The 24,545-nt window shown below is 69.9% G+C and carries 14 protein-coding genes and 2 pseudogenes; 9 read left to right on the top strand and 7 right to left on the bottom strand.

The window, feature by feature from the left end:
- Positions 1 to 3 precede the first annotated feature (3 nt).
- Positions 4 to 1,599 (top strand): glycosyltransferase family 39 protein, encoded by a 1,596-nt coding sequence (locus tag E2B92_RS21960; protein WP_133087652.1) that lies wholly within the window; start codon positions 4 to 6, stop codon positions 1,597 to 1,599.
- 46 nt (positions 1,600 to 1,645) lie between these two features.
- On the opposite strand, the gene E2B92_RS21955 is transcribed toward E2B92_RS21960, so the two are convergent.
- Complete coding sequence (locus E2B92_RS21955) at positions 1,646 to 2,197, bottom strand: hypothetical protein (RefSeq protein ID WP_235023918.1); 552 nt, start codon at positions 2,195 to 2,197, stop codon at positions 1,646 to 1,648.
- Between the two features lie 1,322 nt (positions 2,198 to 3,519).
- Between E2B92_RS21955 and E2B92_RS21950 the strand changes: the two genes are divergently transcribed.
- From E2B92_RS21950 to lepB, 3 genes are all read left to right on the top strand, one after another.
- Positions 3,520 to 11,184: a golvesin C-terminal-like domain-containing protein gene (locus E2B92_RS21950; RefSeq protein ID WP_235023924.1), complete on the top strand. Its 7,665-nt coding sequence runs from the start codon at positions 3,520 to 3,522 to the stop codon at positions 11,182 to 11,184.
- Positions 11,185 to 11,283: 99 nt separating this feature from the next.
- Positions 11,284 to 11,790 carry an SMI1/KNR4 family protein gene (locus tag E2B92_RS21945; protein WP_160159773.1) on the top strand — a complete coding sequence of 169 codons (507 nt, stop codon included), beginning with the start codon at positions 11,284 to 11,286 and terminating at the stop codon, positions 11,788 to 11,790.
- A gap of 20 nt (positions 11,791 to 11,810) precedes the next feature.
- Positions 11,811 to 12,470, top strand: a complete 660-nt coding sequence (gene lepB / locus E2B92_RS21940; RefSeq protein WP_235023917.1) for a signal peptidase I — start codon at positions 11,811 to 11,813, stop codon at positions 12,468 to 12,470.
- A gap of 129 nt (positions 12,471 to 12,599) precedes the next feature.
- On the opposite strand, the pseudogene E2B92_RS21935 reads toward lepB, so the two are convergent.
- Positions 12,600 to 13,687: pseudogene (locus E2B92_RS21935) on the bottom strand (magnesium and cobalt transport protein CorA); the annotation flags it as partial.
- Between the two features lie 167 nt (positions 13,688 to 13,854).
- On the opposite strand from E2B92_RS21935, the gene E2B92_RS21930 reads away from it, so the two are divergent.
- Positions 13,855 to 14,985, top strand: coding sequence for a winged helix DNA-binding domain-containing protein (locus tag E2B92_RS21930; protein ID WP_126887214.1), 1,131 nt, complete (start codon positions 13,855 to 13,857; stop codon positions 14,983 to 14,985).
- Here the strand turns inward: E2B92_RS21930 and E2B92_RS21925 are convergent.
- Positions 14,982 to 15,629 (bottom strand): LysE family translocator, encoded by a 648-nt coding sequence (locus E2B92_RS21925; protein WP_126887215.1) that lies wholly within the window; start codon positions 15,627 to 15,629, stop codon positions 14,982 to 14,984. The two genes, E2B92_RS21930 and E2B92_RS21925, sit on opposite strands and share 4 nt — an antisense overlap.
- Positions 15,630 to 15,740: 111 nt before the next feature.
- Positions 15,741 to 16,568: a helix-turn-helix transcriptional regulator gene (locus E2B92_RS21920; RefSeq protein ID WP_126887216.1), complete on the bottom strand. Its 828-nt coding sequence runs from the start codon at positions 16,566 to 16,568 to the stop codon at positions 15,741 to 15,743.
- Between the two features lie 91 nt (positions 16,569 to 16,659).
- Here E2B92_RS21920 and E2B92_RS21915 point away from each other — a divergent pair, with 91 nt between their 5' ends.
- Together E2B92_RS21915 and E2B92_RS21910 are read left to right on the top strand one after the other, a co-directional pair.
- The gene (locus E2B92_RS21915; RefSeq protein ID WP_126887217.1) at positions 16,660 to 18,336 is read left to right on the top strand and encodes an AMP-binding protein; all 1,677 of its coding nucleotides are present in this window, start codon (positions 16,660 to 16,662) and stop codon (positions 18,334 to 18,336) included.
- Complete coding sequence (locus E2B92_RS21910; protein ID WP_126887218.1) at positions 18,333 to 19,946, top strand: AMP-binding protein; 1,614 nt, start codon at positions 18,333 to 18,335, stop codon at positions 19,944 to 19,946. Before E2B92_RS21915 ends, E2B92_RS21910 begins: the two co-directional genes overlap by 4 nt.
- Positions 19,947 to 19,973: 27 nt before the next feature.
- Here the strand turns inward: E2B92_RS21910 and E2B92_RS21905 are convergent, their stop codons facing one another.
- Both E2B92_RS21905 and E2B92_RS34165 read right to left on the bottom strand, forming a co-directional pair.
- On the bottom strand, positions 19,974 to 20,360 hold the full coding sequence (locus E2B92_RS21905) for a hypothetical protein (protein ID WP_327437498.1): 387 nt from the start codon (positions 20,358 to 20,360) through the stop codon (positions 19,974 to 19,976).
- Between the two features lie 614 nt (positions 20,361 to 20,974).
- Positions 20,975 to 21,248: pseudogene (locus E2B92_RS34165) on the bottom strand (hypothetical protein); the annotation flags it as partial.
- A gap of 197 nt (positions 21,249 to 21,445) precedes the next feature.
- Here E2B92_RS34165 and gcl point away from each other — a divergent pair.
- Complete coding sequence (gene gcl, locus E2B92_RS21895; protein ID WP_185923701.1) at positions 21,446 to 23,230, top strand: glyoxylate carboligase; 1,785 nt, start codon at positions 21,446 to 21,448, stop codon at positions 23,228 to 23,230.
- 71 nt (positions 23,231 to 23,301) lie between these two features.
- Here the strand turns inward: gcl and E2B92_RS21890 are convergent, their stop codons facing one another.
- Entirely contained in the window at positions 23,302 to 24,228 is a 927-nt protein-coding gene (locus E2B92_RS21890) for a peptidoglycan recognition protein family protein (RefSeq protein WP_126887909.1), read from the bottom strand.
- 117 nt (positions 24,229 to 24,345) lie between these two features.
- On the opposite strand from E2B92_RS21890, the gene E2B92_RS33020 reads away from it, so the two are divergent.
- On the top strand, positions 24,346 to 24,507 hold the full coding sequence (locus E2B92_RS33020) for a hypothetical protein (protein ID WP_185923700.1): 162 nt from the start codon (positions 24,346 to 24,348) through the stop codon (positions 24,505 to 24,507).
- Positions 24,508 to 24,545 lie beyond the last annotated feature (38 nt).

The raw sequence follows: 24,545 nt of genomic DNA, 5'->3' as shown, positions 1-24,545 counted from the left end.
CCCATGGCGACCACCCCCACACCGACCCGCCCCCGTACACGGCCGCCCGCACCGGCCCCGCCGACCCCGCCGGCCTGGGCACCCATCCTCGGCATCGCGGCCGGTACCGCGGCGGTGCTCCTCCTGCTCGCCGACCGCCACGGCTACGACGGCGACGAGCTGTACTTCCTCGCGGCCGGCCGCCACCTGGACTGGGGGTACGCCGACCAGCCGCCCGGCGTGCCGCTGCTGGCGCTGCTGGCCGACACCCTCGCCCCCGGCTCGCTGCGCGTCCTGCGGCTCCCGGCCATCCTCGCCACCGGCGCGGGGACCGTCCTGGCCGCGCTGCTGGCCCGGGAGCTGGGCGGGGACCGGCGGGCGCAGTGGCTGACCGCGGCCGCCCACGCCCTGGCCCTCGGCGCGCTCGGGCGGCTGCTGTCCACGGCCGCCCTGGACGTTCCGCTGTGGACGCTGCTGACCTGGCTGCTGGTGCGCTGGGTGCGGCTGCGCCGGGAGGGCGTGACGCGCGACCGGCTGCTGCTCGCCGCGGGGGCCGTCGTCGTGGTGGCGATGCAGGTCAAGTTCCAGATCGTGGTGTTCTGCCTGGCCCTGCTGGTGGCGGCGCTGCTGTGCGGGCCGCGCGGGCTCCTCGCCCGGCCGCCGCTGTGGGCGGGCACGGGGCTCGCGGCCCTGTCGGTCGTGCCGGCGCTGGTGTGGCAGCACCGGCACGGCTGGCCGCAGTTGCGGATGGGCGAGGCGATCGCCGCGGAGGTCGCCCAGCGGGAGGGGCAGCCGGTCAACCTGGCGCTGATGGTCCTGGGCCTGGGGCCGGTGCTGGGCATGGCGCTCGGCCTGTACGGGCTCGGGCTGCTGCTCATGGACCGGGAGCCGGCCGGTTTCCGCTTCCTCGCGGTGGCCGCGCTGCTGGTGACCGGGTTCGTCGTACTGACCGGCGGGCGCGCCTACTACATCCACGGCGTGTTCCCCGCGCTCTGGGCGGCGGGCGCCGTCGGCCTCCAGCGGCGGCGGGCGGCACGGAAGGCGGCGGCGTCCGGCCGGCGCGCGGGCTGGGCGGTGTACCCCGTGATCGCCGTGTCGGCCGTGTGGCCGCTGCTGGACCTCCCGCTCCAGCCACCGGAGTCGTACGTCGGCAGGGCGCCGCACCGCTTCGACAAGCGCTCGGAGATCGGCTGGCCGGAGCTCGCCGACCAGGTCGCCGCCCTGTACCACCGCCTGCCGCCCGGGACCCGGGACCGCGTGGTGGTGATGTCCGACGACTACTGGGTGGCCTCCGCCCTCGCCCACTTCGGCCCCGCCCGGGGCCTCCCACCGGTCCACAGCGGCTCCCGCGGCTACTGGTTCTTCGGCCCGCCCCCCGCCGACCGCACCGTCGTCCTCCACGTCGGCCACCCCGACCCGGCACTCCGCGCCCACTTCGGCGCGGCCCGTCAGGTGGCCACCGTCGACAACGGACTGGGCATCGCCACCGAGTACCAGGGCCGCCCGATCCACCTCCTCAGCCACCCGAAGGCACCCTGGACCGACATCTGGCCCAAGCTCCTGCGCCTGGACCCCCACGGCCCGCGCACCGCGGCCAGTCCCGCGACGTTCATGCCGTAGTCAGGGAAGGCGGCCGTCACCGAAGCGCGCCGGAGGTTACAGCGGCCTATCGCCGGCCAGACCGAAGGAGAGGACCGCTGCAGGTGGCGCGGCCGAACGGACCCATGGCAGTGGCGCGTTGGGCGTGCTTGCCACTGACGGCGAGCACACACACCGCCTCGCCGCCTTTTTCGTCCAGGACGATGGCCACGGTCGGGGCTTTGCGCACCGCTACCTGCACCGTCTTCTTCCAGGGCAGTTCGGCGTCCTTCTCAACCGTGGCAGCACCGGACCGGCTGCCGGCGAGGTAGGAGATTTCGGCGGTTCCCGTGCCGGTCACCTCGTAGGTCACCTCGGCCGTCGGTACCGCTCGCGGTTCGGGCTTGTCCCCGGTGCTGAGCACGCCGTACCCGACCAGAGCGCCACAGGCGAGGAGCAGTACGGCGGAGATGACCACGCCTTGGCGGCCGCCGACCGACCCCTTCGCGGCGCGCTCCTGTGCCGGCCTGTCTTCCGGCGCGCCAGGAACGCTTTCCTTCCTGGTGTCCGACTCGGGATCAGTGCCGGGTTTCGGGCCGTTCTCCGGCGCTGTGTTCTCCGTGGATTCGCTGGACGGCATGAAGGGCCCGGCTTTCGGTGAGTCGGCTGACGTGGAAACCCGGGCGGTTATACACCATGCCGGTTCGCCTGAGCGAGCGACGGGAAGAATGGGACGAACAACCCGGATGAGAGCCGCCTTTTGTCGTGCTTGTCCGCAAGGTTGACAGCACGTCAGTCCCATGGCCAATACTCCCGCTGCCGCGCACGTGACCAGGCGCTTCTACGCGCTTGCTTGCCTGCTCGGGCTACTGGCTCGAAGCCGATCGGAAACCTCTGATCCGGCCCATTTGGCGTACCCAATATGTCCCTGCGGCCAAGCATGGGGCGCCGAAACAGAAAGGCACTTGCGTGTCCATCCCATACAGGAGACATATCTCCTGTCTGATCGTGGCAGCGGTCGCGGGAACGCTGCTACCACAGGTCGCTTATGCGGCGCCGTCATCGCCAACCAGCGGCGATGACAAGGGTGTTGTCGACACCATCACCGGCTGGTTCTCGGACGACGACGAGAACGCCTCCGCCGCGCCTCCGGTCGGCGGGAAGCTGGAGATACCCAGCCGCCAGAAGCTCCCCCGGGCGGTCTCCGAGCCCGCGCCGAAGCGGGTCAGGGAGCTGACCGACCGCCGCACCCCGCAGGCGCGCTTCTGGCAGTTGTCGGACGGGCGGGTGCAGGCCGAGCTGTCGGCCGTGCCGACCTCGTACCGCTCCGGCTCGTCGTGGAAGCCGATCGACCCGGCGGTGAAGCCCACCGCGCAGGGCTTCGCCAACACCACCAACACCGGCCGCAGCGCCTTCGGCCGCGGCGCCGGCGAGGTGCTGCGTTACGAGGCTCCCGACGGCCGCTCGGTCACCCTGGGCCTGAAGGGCGCCGCGAAGGCGCTGAAGCCGGAGGCCAAGGGCTCCACGGTCACCTACAAGGACGCCGTGGCCGGGGCGGACCTGCAGTACGTGGTCGGCGCCGGGCAGGTCAAGGAGAACATCGTCCTGGCCGAGCGCCCCGCCGGGCCGGTGACGTTCACCTTCACGCTGGACACCGAGGGCCTGGTGCCCCAGGTCCGCGAGGACGGCTCGATCGCCCTGTACGGCGAGGCGCCGCAGACGCCGGTGATGACGATCCCCGCGCCGTACATGACGGACGCGAAGAAGGACCCCCTGTCGCCCACCGGCGGCACCTACAGCACCAAGGTCACCCAGAAGCTCACCCGGGCCGCGGACGGCAAGGGCTGGACCCTCACCGTCACGCCGGACGCCTCCTGGCTGGCGGCCAAGGAGCGCCAGTACCCGGTCGTCATCGACCCGACGATCACCGTCACACCGAACGCGTCCCAGTCGCAGGACACGATGGTCCTGTCCGACCAGCCGTCGGTGAACTTCAACACCACGTGGAAGCTGTCGGCCGGCAAGACGGACACCGGCATCGCGCGCTCGCTGATCAAGTTCCCGATCGACGAGATCCCCTCGGGCGTCGACATCGACACCGCCCGCCTGGAGATGTACTTCGACCAGGCGCACACCACCAACGGCAACGACGTCACCATCGGCGCCTACCGGGCGACCGGCTCATGGGCCGAGTCCACCGCGACCTGGTCCAACACCAGCGCCCTGGTCGGTGAGCTGTCCGGCACCAGCGTCCAGCAGGACGACGGCGACACGGGCACCGCGGCCGTCGGCGAGTGGCCCAGGGCCTCCGCCACCGCGGCCAACGGCGGTGACTACGCGTACAACAAGAACACCGCGACCGGTGAGACGTACACCTGGCAGCCGAAGGTCCCCGAGACCGCCAGCTACCGCGTCGACGTCCACTACCCGGCCGCCTCCGACGCCGCCACCGCCGCGCCGTACACCGTCACCCACCGCGACGGCACCAACAGCTACACGGTGAACCAGACCGGCACCGGCGCCACCTGGAAGACCCTGGACGCCACCCAGCGGTACTTCTCCAAGGGCACCGCCGGCAAGGTCGTCCTCGGTGACACCGGCTCCGCCACCACCCGTACCCTCGCCGACGCGATCCGCCTGGTGAACCCGGCCTCGATCGTCAAGAACACCGGCGAGTACAACCAGTGGCACAAGTTCCCGGTCACCGACACCGTCCAGAAGTGGGTCTCCGGCACCGCCACCAACCACGGCTTCGTGGTCAAGGGCACCGACGAGTCCGCGACCGCGCCGACCGGCGGCCCGCGCTACGAGGCGGCCGACGGCAACACCTACGGCGGCGAGACGTCCACCTACCCGAGGCTTACCGTCACCTACGGCAAGGTGGGCGCCGCGCTCGACTCGCCGACCGTGGTGCACTCCACCGGCCCCGAGCTGTCGTGGGCCAAGTACACCAACACCACCGGTGACACCGGCCTGGACATCGTCGAGTACCAGCTCCACCGCTCCACGCAGCAGGTCTTCACGCCGTCCGCCGCGACGCTGATCGCCCCGATCCCGTCGACCGCGACGACGTACACCGACACCACGGCCGTACCGACGCCGGACTCCAGCTCGGCCGAGATCGGCAAGTCGTACTACTACCAGCTCGCGGTCAAGACCAAGGGCGGTGAGCTGCTCGGCTCCCCGACCCGTGTCGTGGGCATCCCCAAGGCCGGCCGGACGATGAAGATCATCCAGGCGGGCCAGGCCGACACCACGCTCTCCTCCGCCCAGCCCACCACCAACCAGGACAAGATCATGTCCTGGAGCGTGGGCCAGACCTGGCTGAGCGTCGGCAACAACTCCAGCACGTACGGCAAGACCCGCGCCGTGCTGAAGTTCCCCACCGCCGACATCCCCACCACCGCCACGGTGCTGGAGAACAAGCTGTACATGTGGGGCGCCGAGACCACCAGCACCAGCAACGGCGCGATCTACGAGCTCCACGCCCTCAACCGCGACTTCGACGAGACCACGGCCACGTGGAACAACGCCACCTCCACCACCGCGTGGACCACGGCGGGCGGTGACTTCGCGGCGGCCGTCTCCGACACCGTCCCGCAGATCACCGACGAGGTCGGCCGCCACTGGTGGGACGCCACGGGCCTGATGCAGAGCTGGGTGAGGACCCCGGCCGCCAACAAGGGCGCCCTGGTCAAGCTGAAGGACGAGACCACCACCGGCCCCCAGGAGCGCACCCTGTTCCTGTCGGCCGAGGCCGCCGACCCGCAGCTCCGCCCGTACATGCAGGTCATCTACGTCGACTCGACCACCGAGGACACGTACTACGCGCCGAACACACCGGCACGGATGACGCCGAACTCCACCTACACCGTGGACTTCACCGTCACCAACACCACCGCCACCGCGTGGGCGGCCGGTGAGCGCGAGCTGTCCTACACCTGGAAGCTCCCCGACGGCACCGACGTCACCACGGGCGGCAACCAGCTCAGCACCCCGATCCCGGCCCTGCTGCCGGGCCAGTCGGCCACCATCCAGGCCAAGGTGAACACGGCGATCAACTCCGACTCCGGCAACAAGCGCCGCGAGTACGTGCTCGGCTGGGACGTCCGCAAGACCGCCGACGGCACCTGGCTGTCCGCCGGCACCGGCGGCATCCCGTCGCTGAAGCAGAACGTGGCGATCGAGGACCCGACCTCGAACACCCTGGGCATGGAGAAGTTCTACTCGTACGCCGGCAAGAACACCGGCGCCGGTTCGAACTTCATGAACAACCTGGCCTCCGGAAACGGCGTGTGGCAGTACAACGCCTTCACCAACCCCGGACGCGGACTGAGCACCTTCGCCCGCCTGGCGTACAACAGCCAGGACACCACGGACACGGTCGCCGGCCACGGCTGGTCGTTCCAGTTCTCGGGCCCCATCCGGCTCGGCGCGCCGCTGGACTTCCACCCCAACCCCAACCCGACCGAGATCCGGCTCCCGGACGGCGACGGCACCACGCACGTCTTCCGCAAGCAGGCCGACGGTACGTGGCTGGCCCCGGCGGGCGTCCACTACAAGGTCACCATGAAGGCCGGCCTGGACTGCAAGCCCACCAAGGACCCGGTCCCGGACGCCTGGACGCTCACCCGCCCCGACGGCACACGGTTCCTCTTCGGCTGCGACGGCTACCTGACGTCCACGGTCGACAAGAACGGCAACACGCAGACGTTCACCTACGAGGAGCGCAAGTCCAACAACAAGCCGACCAAGTTCCTCAAGTACATCACCGACCCGGCCGGCCGGCAGACCCTCACGGTCGACTACTGGACCAAGGGCCAGTCCGGCTACCAGTACGTCAATGACTCCGGGGTCCTGACCACCGACGCCGGTGCGCTGAACAACTCGAAGATCTACGACCACATCCGCTCGGTGACCGACGTCTCCGGCCGGAAGGTCGAGTTCCACTACACCACCAAGGGCCTGCTCGGACAGTTCACGGACGGTGTGGGCTCGACGCAGCCAAAGGTGTTCAAGTTCACCTACGACGCGACGCAGGGCAACAAGAACGTCAAGCTCGTCAAGGCCACCGACCCGCGCGGCAACGCCACCAACCTGGCCTACTACGCCCCGCAGGCCGGTGACGACCCGAAGTACCACTGGTGGACCAAGACGATCACCGACCGTCTCGGTTTCCTCACGGGCTTCGCGTACAAGGCGAACACGACGAACCCCAAGTTCACCGACACGAAGGTCACCGACGCCGAGGCGCACGCCACGGACTACGTGACCGACGACTTCGGCCGCCCGGTCCAGACGACCAACGCCAAGTCCCAGGTCACCAAGTTGTCGTGGGACGCCGACAACAACGTCACGTACATGGAGGAGGCCAACGGCGCCAAGACCGCGTACTGCTACGACCAGAAGACGGGCTACCCCCTTTGGTCGCGCGACGCGGAGAACAACAAGGGCGGCGTCCCGCCGTCCTCGGACTGCGCCCCGGGCACCTACCCGGCGAACTCGCAGCAGTACAGCTACCAGACCCGTCTGGACGGCTTCTCCGCCGACCTGTTCACCAAGACCTCACCCGAGGGCCGCAAGTGGCAGTTCGGTTATGACTCGTTCGGCAACCTGAAGACGGTCACCGACCCCAAGGGCGTCGCGACCACGACGGCGGACGACTACACCACCACGTACGAATACGACGCGTACGGTCAACTGACCAAGGCGATCGACGCCAACGGCAACCCGACGACCAACAGCGAGTTCGGTCCGACGGGCTACCCGGCCAAGATCACCGACGCGTTGGGCAAGGCCACGTCGTTCGTCTACGACGAGCGCGGCCAGGTCCGCGAGACCACCGACGCCCTGGGCAAGAAGACCACGCAGACGTACGACACCTTCGGACGTCCGCTGACCAAGGTCGTGCCGAAGGACCAGGCGGCCGGAGACCTGATCACGCTGTCGGCGCCCGAGTACGACGCCAACGACAACGTCACCAAGGCGACGGCGCCCAACGGTGCGGTCTCCACGGCGGTCTACGACGCGGCCGACCAGATCACCTCGGACTCCGCGCCGAAGGACACCGCCACTTCCGCCGAGCGCAGGACGGTCTACACCTACGACAAGGTCGGCAACCTCAAGACGACGACCGAGCCCAAGGGCGCACTGACCACGGGCGACGCCACCGACCACGTCACCACCAACACGTTCGACGAGATCTACCAGCTCACCTCCGTGGCGAACGCCGCGCAGCACCGGATCTCGTACGAATACGACAACGTCGGCAACGTCACCCGGATCGTCGATCCGAGGAAGAACGCCACGACGGACACGGCCGACTACCTGACCAAGACCGCCTATGACCTGAACCACCGGGTCACCACGGTCACGGACGCCGCCGGCAAGTCCATCACGACGACCTACGACAAGGACTCCCTGGTCATCCAGACCAAGGACGCCGAGGGCAACATCACCTACGTCGACTACGACGAGCGCGGAAAGAAGAAGGAGGTCCGGACCCCCTACGAGGGGACCACGTTCCGCACGACCCGGTACGAGTACGACCAGGTGGGCAACACCACCAAGGTCATCTCCCCGCGTGGTACGGCCACGGCGGCCACGGACGACTTCGTCTCGCGCACCGAGTACGACGCGCTGAACCGTCCGGTCAAGCAGTTCCAGCCGTACGACCCGGCCGACTCCCGCTACAACAGCCCGAACGTCTACACCCAGACCGTGTACGACGCCGTGGGCCGCGTGGCGAAGAAGTCGCTGCCGCCGTCCGAGGGCCAGACGGTCCGCAACGACACGGTCTTCGAGTACTTCGACAACGGCTGGACGAGGAAGTCCACCGACCCGTGGGACATCTCCACCACGTACGACTACACCGAGCTCGGGCAGCAGAAGGCCCGCACGCTCACCTCGGCGGGCGGCTCCTCGGACCGCACCATGACGTGGTCGTACTACCCCGACGGCAAGCTGAAGTCCAAGGCGGACGACGGTGTGCCGGTGGGCAAGTCGGTGGTCCTGGTGGACAACTCCGACAGCCAGCACACCTCTTCGACCGGTACCTGGGCGAAGGGTGACATCGCCGGGCAGCACGGCTACGACCACCGCACGCACGCGGCCGGTACGGGCACGGATGCCTTCACGTGGACGCTCAACATCCCCAAGGACGGCACGTACACCGCGTACGTGAAGTACCCGAAGGTGACCGGCGCGGCCACGACGGCGAAGTACACGCTGTCGCAGGGCACCACCACGCACCCGTCGGTCACGAAGGACCAGAACGCCGCCACCGGCACCTGGGTCTCGCTCGGCTCGTACAGCCTCAAGCAGGGCAATGACGCCAAGCTGAAGCTGGAGCAGAACAGCGGCGGCATCGTCGTCGCCGACGGCGTGAAGCTGGTGCGTGACACGGCCGGCGAGACGGACTCCGAGAAGAAGTCCTTCGCCTACGCCTACGACGCCAACGGCAACCTGACCTCGATCGACGACACCTCGTCCGGTGCCAGGATCGACGCCTACACGATCGTCTACACCGGTCTCAACCAGGTGGCCAAGGTCACCGAAGCGCTCGCCGGGGCGGAGAAGAAGTCCACCTCGTACACGTACGACGTGAACGGCAAGCCGGAGACGATCACCCACCCCGACCAGTTCTCCAAGTACACCTACGATCTGCGGGATCTGGTCAAGACCGTCTCGGTCGGCAAGTCGTCCACGGACGGCTCGCCGAAGGTGACCTCGTACACGTACACCGACCGTGGTCTGAAGCTCCAGGAGACCAAGAACAACAAGAACACCGTCGACTACACCTACTACCTCAGTGGTGCGGTCAAGACGGCCGTCGAGAAGAAGCCGAACGGCACGCTCGTCTCCTCGCACACCTACGCCTACGACCCCAACGGGAACAAGGCGCAGGACGTCGCGAAGAAGATGAACGCCGACAACAACGCGGCCTATCTCGAGTCGACCACGGACTACACCTACGACCCCGCGAACCGGCTCGCCAAGTCGGTCAAGACCGGTAACGGTGCGGGCACCGAGACGTACGTCCACGACGACAACGCCAACGTCGTCAGCCAGACGGTCAAGGGCACGTCCACGACGTACACCTATGACCGCAACCGGCTGGTCTCCGCGGCGGTGGGCGGCTCGACGGCCACGTACAACTACGACCCGTTCGGCCGCCAGGAGTCCGTCACCGGTGGCGGCAAGGTCATCGAGCGCTCGGTGTACGACGGATTCGACCACGTCGTCGAATCCCAGAAGATGGACGACGCGGGCACGCTGAAGTCCACCAAGTACACCTTCGACCCGTTGGACCGTACGGCGTCCAAGACGGCCGACGGCAAGACCACCGACTTCACCTACCTGGGTCTGTCGACCGAGGTGCTCGGTGAGGAGGTCGCCGGCGCGCTGACGAAGTCGTACCAGTACAGCCCCTGGGGCGAGCGCCTCTCCCAGGTCAAGCACAACACCGACGGCACCGGCGAGGACGGCTACTACGGCTACAACTCGCACACCGACGTCGAGACGCTGACCGACAAGGACGGCAACTCCAAGTCCACCTACGGCTACACGGCCTATGGCTCGGACGACGAGTCCGAGTTCACCGGTATCGACAAGCCCGACGCCGGCGACCCGACCAAGGAGGCGTACAACCCCTACCGCTACAACGCGAAGCGGTGGGACGCCAACTCCGGCACCTACGACATGGGCTTCCGGGACTACAACCCCGGACTCAACCGGTTCACCACCCGGGACATGTACAACGGTGCCCTGGCGGACATGGGTCTCGGTTCCGATCCGTACACCGGAAACCGGTACTCCTTCACCGGCGGAAACCCCACCAGCTTCGTCGAGCTGGACGGCCACATCTTCGGCTGTGACTGGTGCGGCGACGTTCTCGACACGATCGGGGATGTCGCTGTCGGCGGTGTCAAGAAGGCGGGGGGCGGTTGGAAGGTCGCCGCTGACGTCTTCCTCAACGGCATCGGATGGAACACCGAGACGGCCTCCAACGGGTACGAGTCCGACTACACGGGTGACCGCAGCAAGGGCCGGCTCGTGGAGCCCGACGGGCAGTGGGACTGGGTTCCGGGAGCATCACGATTCCCGTTCACACAGGCCTCCTGCGAGGATGACGAGAGCTCGGTGTTCTACCAGCCTCTCGACAAGTACGACCGGGCGCAGGGAGTGCGGGCCTGCCTCAACAAGGGCGACTTCAGTTGGGTCAACGACAAGGGCCAGACGATGGGGAACCCTGACTCCGCGATCGCTGGGGCTCCGGTCCCGCGGCCCATGAGCAAGTACCCCGAGACCTGGACCCCGGGTTTCATCGATGGCGTGGGAATGAACCGTGGCCATCTGCTGGGCAATCAGTTGGGCGGTGACACAGACCGCCGGAATCTGGTTTCCTTGTACGGCAAGCCCAATAGGTCCCAGATGAAGAAGGTGGAGGACCAGGTTGCCGCCATGGTGAACAGTGGGCAGACGGTTTATTATGAGGTGACCGCTCACTACACTGGCAAAAACGGTGCACCGGACTACCTGACCATCAACTGGCTGAATCTGGATACCGGAGAAATTCCAGCCGATCCGATCACGATCTGGAACACTCCCACAGGGCTGAAACCCTGATCAGGTTCACTGGCTCGGCAAAGCGATAGCAGGTGCAGGTGAATACCGTTCTTCGGTATTCACCTGCACCTTTCACTTCAGAAAGGTTTCTTTATGTGGGTGCGGCGTCTGATCGAGTTGACCGACTGGGTGCCTTTGGATCTCACGGTCGACTGGGAGTCGATCGAGCGAGAGCTGCAGCTTCCGCTTCCGGCGGACTACAAGGAACTCTTCGAGGCTTTCGGCGGGGGTGTCTTCTGTGAGTCCGTCTTCTTCCTCGCACGTTCGGACGCCCTCTCTTTCGACCTTCTTGCGCAGTGGCGGGCTTCTGTTGCGGCAGAAGAAGAAGGTGACCCGTACCCGGTCTACTCACCGGGCGGCAAGGGTGTCATCGAATGGGCGGCGACGGAATGGGCGGATCAGTACTGCTGGCTTGTCGACGCGGAGCGGCCCGGTGAATTTTCGATTCTTGCTCGAGGCGATGTCGGCGAGTGGCACAGGTATGACATGTCGACGTCGGAATTCCTGTACCGGGTTCTTGCGGACAAGGAATTCAAGCCCTTCGGTGTCGCGGAGTACGGCCTTGACCCGACGTTCCAGCCGGGCCGCTCGGTCGACGGCAGTTGAGCAGGGTAGGACAGGGAGGGGTGCTGGTGCAGTCGCAACGTGCGGGCCGCGGACTCAGAATCGCCGCCTGGGTCCTGGTCCCGCTGGGGTTGGCGCTGTCGCTGGGAGCCGTGGGACGAATCGGAGCCACCGGTGACCTGGGCCGGGAACGGATCACCGTCGCAGGCGACGCGATGCGGCCCACCTATCGTCCGGGCGAGCGGCTCGCCATAGAGCGGGTCGACGAAGGTGACATACGCCGGGGTGATGTCGTTCTCGTCACTGTGCCGGACCGCTACGGGGACGCACCGGCCCTGCAGCGCGTGATCGGCCTGGGCGGAGACCGCGTGGAGTCCACCGACGGTACGCGGGTCGCGGTGAACGGCAAGGAGATCGACGAGCCGTACGTGATGCGCGACAAGTTCGGCACCACGGGCGCACCGTACGAGGTGACCGTGCCGGACGGGCGGCTGTTCCTTCTTGGCGACAACCGGCCCAACGCGAATGACTCGCGGTACTTCCTCGAAGAGCAGTCGGGCAGCGTCGCGGCCTCCGACGTGCGCGGCCGTGTCCGAGCCGAACGGGTCGTGCCGCTGGTGCCGTCGGCACTGGGGGCGTCCGGAGCCGTGCTCACACTGGTCGGGATCGGATTGGGGATCTGGGGGTATGTGACCAGGCAGCGTTCCCTGGCGCGGTGGTAACGACATGGTCCGTGGCTTGGCCCCGCTCGACGGCCCGTCGACGGCGACCCGGTCGCTCGCTGGACTCGAGAACGGCCATTCGGCAGAGTTCGCGGATGCGAATTGAGGTCGTCGCAGCGGCCCCGACGCCTATAGCCAGTCCCGCTTCTTGAAGACCACGTACAGGCTCGAACACACCACTGCCATCAGCAGGATCGCGAAGGGGTAGCCGTACACCCAGTGCAGTTCCGGCATGTGGTCGAAGTTCATGCCGTAGATGGTGCCGACCAGCGTCGGGGCGAAGAGGATGGCCGCCCACGACGAGATCTTCTTGATCTCCTCGTTCTGTTCGAAGCCCGCCTCCGCCAGTGCCCGCATCTCCGCGTTCTGCTGCTGGGTGACCAGGGTGGCGTTGACCGTGAGGATCTCGGTGAGGGCCTGGCGGAAGCCGTCCACGCGTTCGCTGGTGTGGGTGACGTGGTCGGCGACGTCGCGCAGGTGGCGCTGGAGCTCCTCGTCCGTGCCGTACTTGGCGAAGCCCGCCATCAGGCTGTGGAGCATGCCGACCATGGGACGGGTGGCGCGCTGGAACTCGACCATCTCGCGGGAGAGTTCGTAGATGCGGCGGGACACCTCCGGGTCGCCCCGGAAGACCTCCGTCTCGATCTCGTCGATGTCGTTCTGGACGCCCGCCACCACCGGGGCGTAGCCGTCGACGACGGCGTCGAGGATGGCGTACAGCACCGCCTCCGGGCCCAGGGCCAGCAGCTCCGGGGTCTCCTCCATGCGGCGGCGCACCGCCGAGAGGTCCGGGGCGGCGCCGTGGCGGACCGTGATGAGGAAGTCCGTGCCCAGGAAGATGTGCAGCTCGCCGAAGTCGACCTCCTCCTGCGCGTCGAGGTAACGCGCGGCGCGCAGCACGACGAAGAGCGTGTCGCCGTACCGTTCCAGCTTCGGGCGCTGGTGCGCCTCCATGGCGTCCTCGACGGCCAGTTCGTGGAGGTCGAACTCGGCCGCCAGGGAGAGCAGTTCCGCCTCCGACGGGCGGTGGAGCCCTATCCAGGCCATGCCGTCCGGCTCCTCGCGCAGTTGCCGGAGGGTCTCGGCCAGCGTGCCGGGCGAGGACACCTTGTGGCCGTCCCGGTAGAGGGACGCCTGGACGACGCTGCCCCGGTCGGGGGACGAGGAGCCGGAGGAGGAGGGGGAGGCGGACGCGGCGGAGACGCGCTCGGCGACCGGCGCGGGGGCCGGGGAGCGCCGTCGCCAGTTCGGCTTCTTCGAGGGCAGGGTCATGTGGGGCTCACCTCCCGGTCGCACCATATACGCGCCGGTTCGCCCTGGCACGGCAGGACCGGCGCCCTATTGCGGACAGCAGTTGTCCGCGAGGGAGCGTAGCGTGCGCGGCATGGACTCCGAGAAGAAGCCCGTGCTCTCCACCCGCGCCCTCAACCGTGCCACCCTGGCACGGCAGCTCCTGCTGCGTCGTACCCCCATGCCGGCGAAACACGCCGTCGCCCACCTCGTCGGACTCCAGGCGCAGAACACCAAGCCGCCCTATTACGCCCTCGCCGCCCGCCTCGACGGATTCCGCCCCGAGGAACTGTCCGCGCTGATGGAGGCCCGGGAGGTGGCCCGGATCGTCACCATGCGGTCCACCATCCACACCCACACCGCCGACGACGTCCTCGCGCTGCGCCCCCTCGTCCAGGCCGCCCGCGACCGGGAGGTCACCCTCTTCCGCAAGGGGCTCGTCGGGGTGGACCTGGAACGGCTCACGGCGCTCAGCCGCGACCTGGTCGAGGAGCGGCCCCGTACGCCCAAGGAGATCCGCGAGGCGCTGCTGAAGGAGTGGCCCGACGCCGACCCGCTCGCCCTGACCGTCGCCGCCCGCTGCCTGCTGCCGCTCGTCCAGGTCACGCCGCGCGGCCTGTGGGGGCGCGGCGGCCAGGTGGCCCTCACCACCGCCGAGACCTGGCTCGGGAGATCCGCCGAGCCGGTGACCCCGCAGGCGGCCGTCCTGCGTTACCTCGCCGCCTTCGGCCCCGCCTCCGTCAAGGACATGCAGACCTGGTCGGGCCTGACCCGGCTGCGCGACGCCTTCGAGGCGCTGCGCCCGACCCTGCTGACCTTCCGGGACGAGCAGGGCGTGGAGCTCTTCGACCTGCCCGACGCGCCCCGCCCCGACCCGGACACCCCGGCACCGCCCCGCTTCCTGCCTGAGTTCGACAACCTGCTGCTCTCGCACGCCGACCGCACCCGCGTCGTCCCCAAGGAGTACAAGGACCGCACCTGGAAGGGGAACCAGGCCTACCGCACCTTCCTCGTCGACGGCTTCCTCGCCGGGACGTGGCGGCCGGAGGAGACGGCGGCAGGGGGCACGGCGAGACGGGGCACGGCGACAGGTGGCACGGTGACGGTTCAGCCGTTCGGGACGCTCACCCGCGAGCAGCGCGCCGCCGTGGCGGAGGAGGCCGCACGGACCATGGCGGTGATGGCCCCGGGGACGACGTACGACGTACGGTTCGGCACGTTCTAGTCCGCGCGGCCCGTCGCCGCCACCGTCACGCCCAGGCCGATCATCGCGAAGCCGCCCGCACCGCCCACCATCGACAGCCGGCGGTCCGAACGGGCGAACCAGCCGCGGGCCGCCGCCGCGCCCAGTCCCCACAGGGTGTCGGTGACCAGGCCGATGCAGATGGGCACCAGGCCCAGCAACAGCATCTGGAGCGCCACCTGCCCCGCCGCGTGGTCCACGAACTGGGGCAGCACCGCCGCGAAGAAGACGATGCCCTTCGGGTTGGTGACCCCCACGACCACGCCGTCCACCACCGTGCGCAGGTCAGCCCGCGACGCGGCCGGCTCCGGCGCGTCCATCAGGGCGGCCCTCATCTCCTTGCGGTGCCGGAACGCCTGCACCCCGAGGAACACCAGGTACGCCGCGCCCGCCAGCTTCACCGCCATGAACACGGCCGCCGACCGCTCCACCGCCGCGCCGATCCCCAGGGCGACGGCCACCACCAGGACGTACGAGCCCAGCACATTGCCGAGCACCGTCGCGATCGCCGTACGCCGGCCGTGCGCCAGGGCGCGGCCGATCACGAACAGCACGCTCGGGCCCGGGATCACGATCACGAGCATCGACATGGCCGCGAAGGCCAGCACACGGTCTGTGGACACCATGGCCCTATGCGCGCCCCGCCCCCCGGCACCCGGCCGTCACGGCAACAGCCCCGCCCGTCCATCGAGCCCGCCGTCACGGCAACAGCCCCGCCGCCGCACACGAGCCCACCGTCACGGCAGCAGCCCCGACCGGCGGGCCGACGCCACCGCCTGGCCGCGGGTGTGGGCGCCCAGCTTCCGCATCGCCGAGCGCAGGTAGCCCTTCACCGTCTCGGGCCGCAGGCCCAGCCGGCCCGCCACCTCCGCGTTCGTGGCGCCCGACGCCACCGCCGCCAGGACGTCCGTCTCACGGGGCGTCAGCGTCACCCGCCCCGCTCCCGCCGGCACCCGGGCAGACGCCAGGCGCCCGCACACCGCCAGCAGCTCGGCGCGCAGGGCCGGGTCGGCGATCCGGGGCGCCAGCGCCCGCAGTTCACCGTGCGCCTCCCGGACGCCCTCCCACGCCGCCGGGTCCTCCGGCACTCCGCCGTCCCCGGCCGCGTCCGGCCGCCCCGCCCCGTCCCGCACCACCAGGGCCTGCTCCACGTCCCGGGCCGCCGCCACCGCCGCGTCGAAGACCCGGTCCCCGAGCGGCAACGGCACCCGCAGCCCCCCGTACAGCACCCCGCGCACCCGCCGGCCCACGACCACCGGCACGGCCAGCACCGACCGGAGGCCCTCCGCCGCGACCGGCCCGTCGTACTCGTGGCTGATGTGCCGGGCCGAGGCGTAGTCGGTCACCGCGCACGGCCGGGCCAGCGCGATGGCCTTGCCGCCGAGCCCGTTGCCCGCCCCGATCGCGAGCCCGCCCAGCGCCGTGGACAGCGCCCCGTGCACCTCGGCGATCCGCATGCGCCGGCCGTCGTGGAGCAGCCCCCCGAAGGCGATGGGCAGCCCCGTGTCACGGCGCAGGCGCAGCAGGGCCCCGCGCATCTCCACAGCTTCCACCCGCTCCGGCACGTCACCGCTCCTTCACCCCCGTTCGGGGGTAGTGAGACCTGGGTCACCGATTACACGATGCCGGTGACGGGTCCCGCAACGAGGAGGACGCATGGCGGCGAGCGGCGCGACACGGAAGTTCCGGGAGGCCCGGGACTTCCTGCTGCGGCACCGGGAGGACTACGAGGCGGCGTACGAGGGGTTCACCTGGCCCCGGCCGGACCGTTTCAACTGGGCCCTTGACTGGTTCGACGTCATCGCCGAGGGCAATGACGCGACCGCCCTCCACATCGTCGAGGAGGACGGCACCGAGGCGCGCGTCAGCTTCGCCGAGATGCGCACCCGCTCCGACCGGGTCGCCAACTGGCTGCGCGGCCTGGGCGTACGGCCCGGGGACCGCATCGTGGTCATGCTGGGCAACCAGGTCGAGCTGTGGGAGACCGCCCTCGCGGCGATGAAGCTGCGCGCCGTCGTCATCCCCGCGACGCCGCTGCTCGGCCCCGCCGACCTCGCCGACCGCGTCGAGCGCGGCCGCGCACGGCACGTGATCGTGCGCTCCGAGGACACCGGCAAGTTCGCGGACGTGCCGGGGAACTACACCCCGATCGCCGTCGGCGCGCGCGTCCCGCACTGGATCGCGTACGAGGACGCCTACGGGGCCTGTACGCCCTTCGTGCCGAACGGCGAGACCCGCGCCGACGACCCCCTCATGCTGTACTTCACCTCCGGCACCACCGCCCGCCCCAAGCTCGTCGAGCACACCCACACCTCGTACCCCATCGGTCACTTGGCGACCATGTACTGGATCGGGCTCCGGCCGGGCGACGTCCATCTGAACATCTCGTCGCCCGGGTGGGCCAAGCACGCCTGGTCCAACCTCTTCGCGCCCTGGAACGCCGAGGCGACCGTGTTCATCCACAACTACACGCGCTTCGACGCCGCCCGCCTGATGGCCGAGATGGACCGGCACGGCGTCACCAGCTTCTGTGCCCCGCCGACCGTGTGGCGGATGCTCATCCAGGCGGACCTGTCCGCGCTGCGCACCCCGCCCCGGGAGGTCGTCGCCGCCGGCGAGCCGCTGAACCCCGAGGTCATCGAGACCGTACGGCGCGAGTGGGGTGTCACCGTCCGGGACGGCTTCGGGCAGACCGAGACGGCCGTCCAGGTCTCCAACAGCCCCGGGCAGTTGCTGAAGGCCGGCTCGATGGGGCGGCCGAGCCCCGGCTTCCGCATCGAACTGCTCGACCCGGTGACGGGGAAGCCGGGCGCGGCGGAGGGCGAGATCGCCGTCGACCTGTCGACCGGGCCGGTGGGCGTGATGACCGGCTACCACGGCGACCCGGAGCGTACGGCCGAGGCGATGGCCGGCGGCTACTACCGCACCGGGGACATCGGCGCGCGCGACGCCGACGGGTACGTGACGTACGTGGGCCGGAGCGACGACGTCTTCAAGGCGTCCGACTACAAGATCTCACCGTTCGAGCTGGAGAGCGCGCTGCTGGAGCACGAGGCGGTGGCGGAGGCGGCGGTCGTCCCGGCGCCCGACCCGGTCCGCCTCGCGGTCCCCAAGGCGTACGTCGTCCTCGCCGACGGCTGGGACCCGGGCCCCGAGACGGCGAAGGCCCTGTTCGCGCACTCGCGGGCGGTCCTCGCCCCGTACAAGCGCGTCCGGCTCATCGAGTTCGCCGAGCTGCCCAAGACCGTGTCGGGGAAGATCCGCCGGGTGGAGCTGCGCGAGCGCACGGCGGCGGGGTCGGCCGCCGAGTACGCGGAGGGGGACCTCGTATGAGCCTGTCCTACGCGCACGGAGTGGGCGGCACCGCGCTGCTCGGCGACACCATCGGCGCCGACCTGGCGCGGACCGTGGCCCGCCACCCGGACCGGGAGGCGCTGGTCGACGTGCCGTCCGGCCGCCGCTGGACGTACGCGGAGTTCGGCGCCGCCGTGGAGGAGCTGGCGCGCGGGCTGATGGCGGCGGGGGTCGCCAAGGGCGACCGGGTCGGGATCTGGGCGGTGAACTGCCCCGAGTGGGTGCTCACCCAGTACGCCACGGCCCGGATCGGCGCGATCATGGTGAACATCAACCCGGCCTACCGGGCGCACGAGCTGTCGTACGTGCTCAACCAGGCGGGGGTCTCGCTCCTGATCGCGTCCCTCGCCCACCGGACGAGCGACTACCGCGCCTTGGTGGAGCAGGTGCGCGCCGGCTGCCCGGGGCTGCGGGCGGTGCACTACATCGCCGACCCCTCGTGGGAGGAGCTGCTGGCCGGGACCGTACCGGACGGTGAACTGGCCGCCCGGGAGGCGGAGTTGTCGTGCGACGACCCCGTCAACATCCAGTACACCTCCGGGACCACGGGCTTCCCCAAGGGTGCCACCCTCACCCACCACAACATCCTCAACAACGGTTACTCCGTGGGGGAGACGCTCGGCTACACCGAGCGGGACCGGATCTGCCTGCCCGTGCCCTTCTACCACTGCTTCGGGATGGTGATGGGCAATCTCGCGGCCACCTCGCACGGCGCCTGCGTGGTGATCCCGGCCGCCTCCTTCGAGCCCGCCGCCACCCTGGGCGCCGTCCAGCGGGAGCGGTGCACCTCGCTGTACGGCGTACCGACGATGTTCATCGCCGAGCTGAACCTGCCGGACTTCGCCTCGTACGACCTCTCCTCCCTGCGCACCGGGATCATGGCCGGCTCGCCCTGCCCGGAGGAGGTGATGAAACGGGTCGTGGCCGAGATGCACATGGCGGAGGTGTCGATCTGCTACGGCATGACGGAGACCTCCCCGGTCTCCACCCAGACCCGGCGCGACGACGACCTCGAGCGCCGCACGGGCACCGTGGGACGGGTGATGCCGCACGTCGAGATCAAGGTCGTCGATCCGGTGACCGGCGTGACCCTGCCGCGCGGCGAGGCGGGCGAGCTGTGCACCCGCGGCTACGGCGTGATGCTCGGCTACTGGGACGAGCCGGAGAAGACCGCCGAGGCGATCGACCCGGGCCGCTGGATGCACACGGGCGACCTCGCCGTGATGCGCGAGGACGGGTACGTCCGGATCACCGGCCGCATCAAGGACATGATCATCCGGGGCGGCGAGAACGTCTACCCGCGGGAGATCGAGGAGTTCCTGTACGCCCATCCCAAGATCGCCGACGTCCAGGTGGTCGGGGTCCCCGACGAGCGGTACGGCGAGGAGATCCTCGCCTGCGTGATCCCGCGCGACCCGGCGGACCCGCCGACCCTGGACGAGATCACCGCGTACTGCCGGGAACGGCTGGCGCACTACAAGGTCCCGCGCCGGGTGGAGATCCTCGACGCCTTCCCGATGACGGTCAGCGGCAAGGTGCGCAAGGTCGAGCTGCGCGAGACGTACGGGGGCGCGCCGAGCGCGGTATGACCCTCGCGGGCGCCCGGCGCCCGGTGGTCACACGCCCCGGGCGACGAGCTCGTCCGCGGCGCCGTTGAGAGGCTGCGGCGTGCCGGTGAGGTCCATGACGAACAGCGGCAGCCGCAGCCGGTCGGCGCGGGCGCGGGCCTTCTCCTCGTACCCGGCCAGGGAGAACGACACGCTGGTCACCGAGGCGGCGAGGCCGGTCAGCCACAGGCACTCCACGGCGCGCAGGGAGGTGGGCCGGGTGGTCGGATCGACCTGGGCGACCAGACCAGGGCCGCGCAGTTCGATGCCGAACCCGGAGCCCGGCCCGTAGGGCGCGCCCGAGGTGTCCTCGGGCTGGACGACGTCGCGGAAGCCGAGCCAGCGCAGGTAGAGCGCGGCGGCGGTGACCGCGTCGCGGGCGGTGCGGATGGTCACGGGCCGGAACGAGGGGCGCCGCACCGCGGCCGCGCGCGGCAGCGGCGGCTGGGAGGGCGCCGTCGAGACCCCGGTCGTCGACGCGGTCGCCCCGGGCGGCGGCCCCACCGGCCCGCCCCCGGCGGCCCCGGGGGAGTTGGGGGCGGAGGAGCCGGGTGTGGGGGTGCCGGATGTGGGGGAGCCGGGCGCCGGAGTGCCGGGGGCGGAGGGCCCTGGTGCGGGAGACTCGGGCGTGGGGGAGCCGTGCGGGGAAGAACCGGGCGCGGAGGACCCTGGCGCGGAAGGCGCGGACGCCTCGGTGCCGGACGCCTCGGTCCCGGGCGCCGCGTGCCCGGGCGCCGCGGGATCCGGATCGGCGGCGTCCGGCGCGGAGGTCCGGCTACCGGAGGACCCCGGCGCGGTATCCCCGGACGGCGCAGGGCCGGACGGCGCGGAACCGGACGGCGCGGACCCGGACGGCACAGGACCGGACGGCACAGGACCGGACGGCACAGGACCGGACGGCACAGGACCGGACGGCACAGGACCGGAAGCCGCCGGACTGAACGGCGCGGAACCGGACGCCGCAGGGCCGGACGGCGCGGACCGGGTGGTGGGCCCCGGGGCCGGCTGCGGCGGTACGACGGTCACCGGCCGTACCGCGACGCGCAGCACCGTGCCGCACGGGCAGCCCAGCTCGGGCTGCGGCCACTGGTCCCGGCGCCCGCAGGCCGTGCAGCGGACCGTGACCCACTCATCGGTCCAGGTGCGGTGGGTGATCGGCTCGGCGGGAGCGCCCCTGAGCAGCGGCGGGACGACGGGCACACCGCACGGGCACGGGTAGACGGGCGGTGCGTACGCGTGCGTACGGCGGCAGGCCGGGCAGCGCACCGGGACGTTCTCTCCCACGAAGGACCCCCTTCTTCACGCCATCCATCGTCCACCAAGGGCGGCCGCTCGGGGACGGAGTTCGGCCATCCCTTGACTGCATCTCTCACACACCTTAGATTGCTTCCGTATAGCAGAACTATACTTCCGCATTACGGAATCGAAGCTCTCAGGTGGCGCGACAGAGCCCGAATCCGCCGGCCGAAGCAGGAGCACCCATGCCTCGTATGACCGCCGCCCGAGCGGCTGTTGAGATCCTCAAGCGCGAAGGCGTCACCAACGCGTTCGGTGTGCCGGGCGCGGCGATCAACCCCTTCTACAAGGCCCTCAAGGAGGGCGGCGGGATCGACCACACGCTCGCCCGCCACGTCGAGGGCGCCTCCCACATGGCCGAGGGCTACACCCGCGCCAAAGCGGGCAACATCGGTGTCTGCATCGGCACGTCCGGCCCGGCCGGCACCGACATGATCACCGGCCTGTACTCCGCCATCGCGGACTCGATCCCGATCCTGTGCATCACCGGCCAGGCCCCGGTCTCGAAGCTCCACAAGGAGGACTTCCAGGCCGTCGACATCGCGTCGATCGCCAAGCCGGTCACCAAGGCCGCGACCACCGTCCTGGAGGCCGCGCAGGTCCCGGGCGTCTTCCAGCAGGCCTTCCACCTGATGCGCTCCGGCCGCCCCGGCCCGGTCCTCATCGACCTCCCGATCGACGTCCAGCAGACCGAGATCGACTTCGACCCGGAGACGTACGAGCCGCTGCCGGTCTACAAGCCGCGCGCCACCCGTGCCCAGGCCGAGAAGGCCCTGCGGTTCCTGCTGGAGTCCGAGCGCCCGCTGATCGTCGCCGGCGGCGGCATCATCAACGCCGACGCCTCCGACCTGCTGGTCGAGTTCGCCGAGCTGATCAACGTGCCGGTCATCTCCACCCTCATGGGCTGGGGCACCATCCCCGACGACCACGCGCTGAGCGCCGGCATGGTCGGCGTCCAGACCGCACACCGCTACGGCAACGCGACCTTCCTGGAGTCGGACTTCGTCCTCGGCATCGGCAACCGCTGGGCCAACCGCCACACCGGCTACAACATGGACGCCTACACCAAGGGCCGGAAGTTCGTCCACGTCGACGTCGAGCCCACCCAGATCGGCAAGATCTTCGCCCCGGACTACGGCATCGCCTCGGACGCCAAGGTCGCGCTCGAACTCTTCATCGAGGTGGCGAAGGAGCTCAAGGCCGAGGGCAAGCTGCCGGACTTCGGTGCCTGGGCCGCCTCCGCCCAGGAGCGCAAGGCCACCCTGCAGCGCCGCACGCACTTCGACAACATCCCGATCAAGCCGCAGCGCGTGTACGAGGAGATGAACAAGGCCTTCGGCCCGGAGACGCGCTACGTCACCACCATCGGCCTCTCCCAGATCGCCGCCGCGCAGTTCCTGCACGTCTACCGGCCGCGCCACTGGATCAACTGCGGCCAGGCCGGCCCGCTCGGCTGGACCATCCCGGCCGCGATCGGTGCCGCCGTCGCCGACCGGGAGACCCCGATCGTCGCGCTCTCCGGCGACTACGACTTCCAGTTCATGATCGAGGAGCTGGCGGTCGCCGCCCAGCACAAGGTCCCTTACGTCCACGTCCTGGTGAACAACGCCTACCTCGGTCTGATCCGTCAGGCGCAGGTCAACCTGGACATCAACTTCCAGGTCAACCTGGAGTTCGAGAACATCAACACCCCGGAGCTCGGCGTCTACGGCGTGGACCACGTCAAGGTCGCCGAGGGCCTGGGTGTCAAGGCGATCCGGGTCACCGACCCGAACGAGCTGGGTGCCGCCCTGGAGGAGGCCAAGAAGCTCGCCGCCGAGTACCAGGTCCCGGTCGTCGTCGAGGCCATCCTGGAGCGCGTCACCAACATCGCGATGAGCAAGACGGTCGACATGAGCAACGTGACCGAGTTCGAGGAGCTCGCCACCGAGCCGGGCCACGCCCCGACGGCGATCCGCCCGCTCGTCTGATCCCGCCCTCGTGAAGCGGCCCCCGTACCGGAGAAGTCCCGGGACGGGGGCCGCCGCGCGTCGCGCCGCCCTCAGGAGGACCAGCGCAGGGCGCGCAGCACGCGCCACTCGACGCTGGCGGCCCGGTCGGCCTTGATCTCCACCCGTAACACCTCGTCGCGGTCCAGCACCCCGTTGCGCGTGACGGCCACGTTCAGCAGGCCGTCCGGGCCGATGGTGCCCGCGTCGATGGGCAGGTCGAGCGACCGGTGCTTGGTGGTGAGGTGATAGTCCTGGAAGCGCATGGTGACGCGCGTGCCGGCCTGGCCCCTGACCGTGGCGTACGCGGTCGCGGAGTAGGCGCACGGGCCCTGGAGCAGTGCCGCGTCGTTGGCCATGGCCAACTGTTTGTACGTTCCCGCCGTCAGTGCGGGGCCGCCTTCCTGGGTCTCGTTGATGACGGTGGGCATGGGGTCCTCCTCCTGTGGCGAGCCGCTCGCCCGGGCGACGATCCCCGGGAAGACGACGTTCTTGAACTGGCGCACCCGGGCGTCGCCCGGGCACGCCGTACCGCCGCTCGACCACGCGGCGTGCAGCCGGTGGTAGCCGTATCCGGGGTCGGACGCGCTGCGGCAGATCCGCAGCGGGATGCCGTGCCGCTGGTGCAGCCACACCCCGAGCCGGATCAACTGCTCGACCTGCGCGCCGGTCCACGGGTCGGTGTGCTTGAGGTTGGACGCCGTCTCGATGGACACCGCCCCGGTGCCGTCGGGGCGGCGGTTCGCCTGGTAGTTGGCGTCCGCGCGGGTCTCGGTGCCGATGTACTGCCCGAGGTCCCCCTCGTACCCGAGCCCGAAGTGGCTCTCCAGGTTCGTCGAGTCACGCCAGTACTCGTACATCCGGCGCGCGGTCCACGGGGCGGCGATGCTGTGCAGGATGAACTGGGTGGGCCGGATCGCCGCCTGGGCGTCCGACTCGGGCTGCAACTCCATGCGCGTCGCAGCGGGATACCACGCCATGGCCCCCCTTTCCGGAGCTGCCGACGGGACGCTGGGTGCGTCCCGTCCGGGTACTACCCACCCTGCGTAACCGACACCCCTGTGCTCCATTCCGCGAAACCGGGGTACCCGGCCCGCATGACAGATGTTGTGGACGCGGACGAACTGCTCCGCCGCATCCGGGTCACCCGGGACTGGGCACGCCGGCAGGAGCAGCAGGCGACGGACGAGATGTCGGCGGCGGCGTACGAGGCGGTGAGGAGGGCCCTGGACAAACTGATCGACCCGTCCTCCAACTGAGGACGCCACCCGTCCTCGCACTCAGGACGCGGCCCGTC

This window comes from Streptomyces sp. WAC05374, from assembly GCF_004353505.1.
Taxonomy (GTDB): domain Bacteria; phylum Actinomycetota; class Actinomycetes; order Streptomycetales; family Streptomycetaceae; genus Streptomyces.
Note: the sequence above shows the minus strand (reverse complement) of the source record. Positions and strands in the feature narration are given on the sequence as shown.

What these genes read in the sequence shown, in the direction of transcription:
- E2B92_RS21960 (WP_133087652.1), top strand. Translation starts at nt 4, where the DNA reads ATGGCGACCACCCCCACACCGACCCGCCCCCGTACACGGCCGCCCGCA.
- E2B92_RS21955 (WP_235023918.1), bottom strand. Translation starts at nt 2,197, where the DNA reads ATGCCGTCCAGCGAATCCACGGAGAACACAGCGCCGGAGAACGGCCCG.
- E2B92_RS21950 (WP_235023924.1), top strand. Translation starts at nt 3,520, where the DNA reads ATGGTCCTGTCCGACCAGCCGTCGGTGAACTTCAACACCACGTGGAAG.
- E2B92_RS21930 (WP_126887214.1), top strand. Translation starts at nt 13,855, where the DNA reads ATGGACTCCGAGAAGAAGCCCGTGCTCTCCACCCGCGCCCTCAACCGT.
- E2B92_RS21925 (WP_126887215.1), bottom strand. Translation starts at nt 15,629, where the DNA reads ATGGTGTCCACAGACCGTGTGCTGGCCTTCGCGGCCATGTCGATGCTC.
- E2B92_RS21915 (WP_126887217.1), top strand. Translation starts at nt 16,660, where the DNA reads ATGGCGGCGAGCGGCGCGACACGGAAGTTCCGGGAGGCCCGGGACTTC.
- E2B92_RS21910 (WP_126887218.1), top strand. Translation starts at nt 18,333, where the DNA reads ATGAGCCTGTCCTACGCGCACGGAGTGGGCGGCACCGCGCTGCTCGGC.
- gcl (WP_185923701.1), top strand. Translation starts at nt 21,446, where the DNA reads ATGCCTCGTATGACCGCCGCCCGAGCGGCTGTTGAGATCCTCAAGCGC.
- E2B92_RS21890 (WP_126887909.1), bottom strand. Translation starts at nt 24,228, where the DNA reads ATGGCGTGGTATCCCGCTGCGACGCGCATGGAGTTGCAGCCCGAGTCG.
- E2B92_RS33020 (WP_185923700.1), top strand. Translation starts at nt 24,346, where the DNA reads ATGACAGATGTTGTGGACGCGGACGAACTGCTCCGCCGCATCCGGGTC.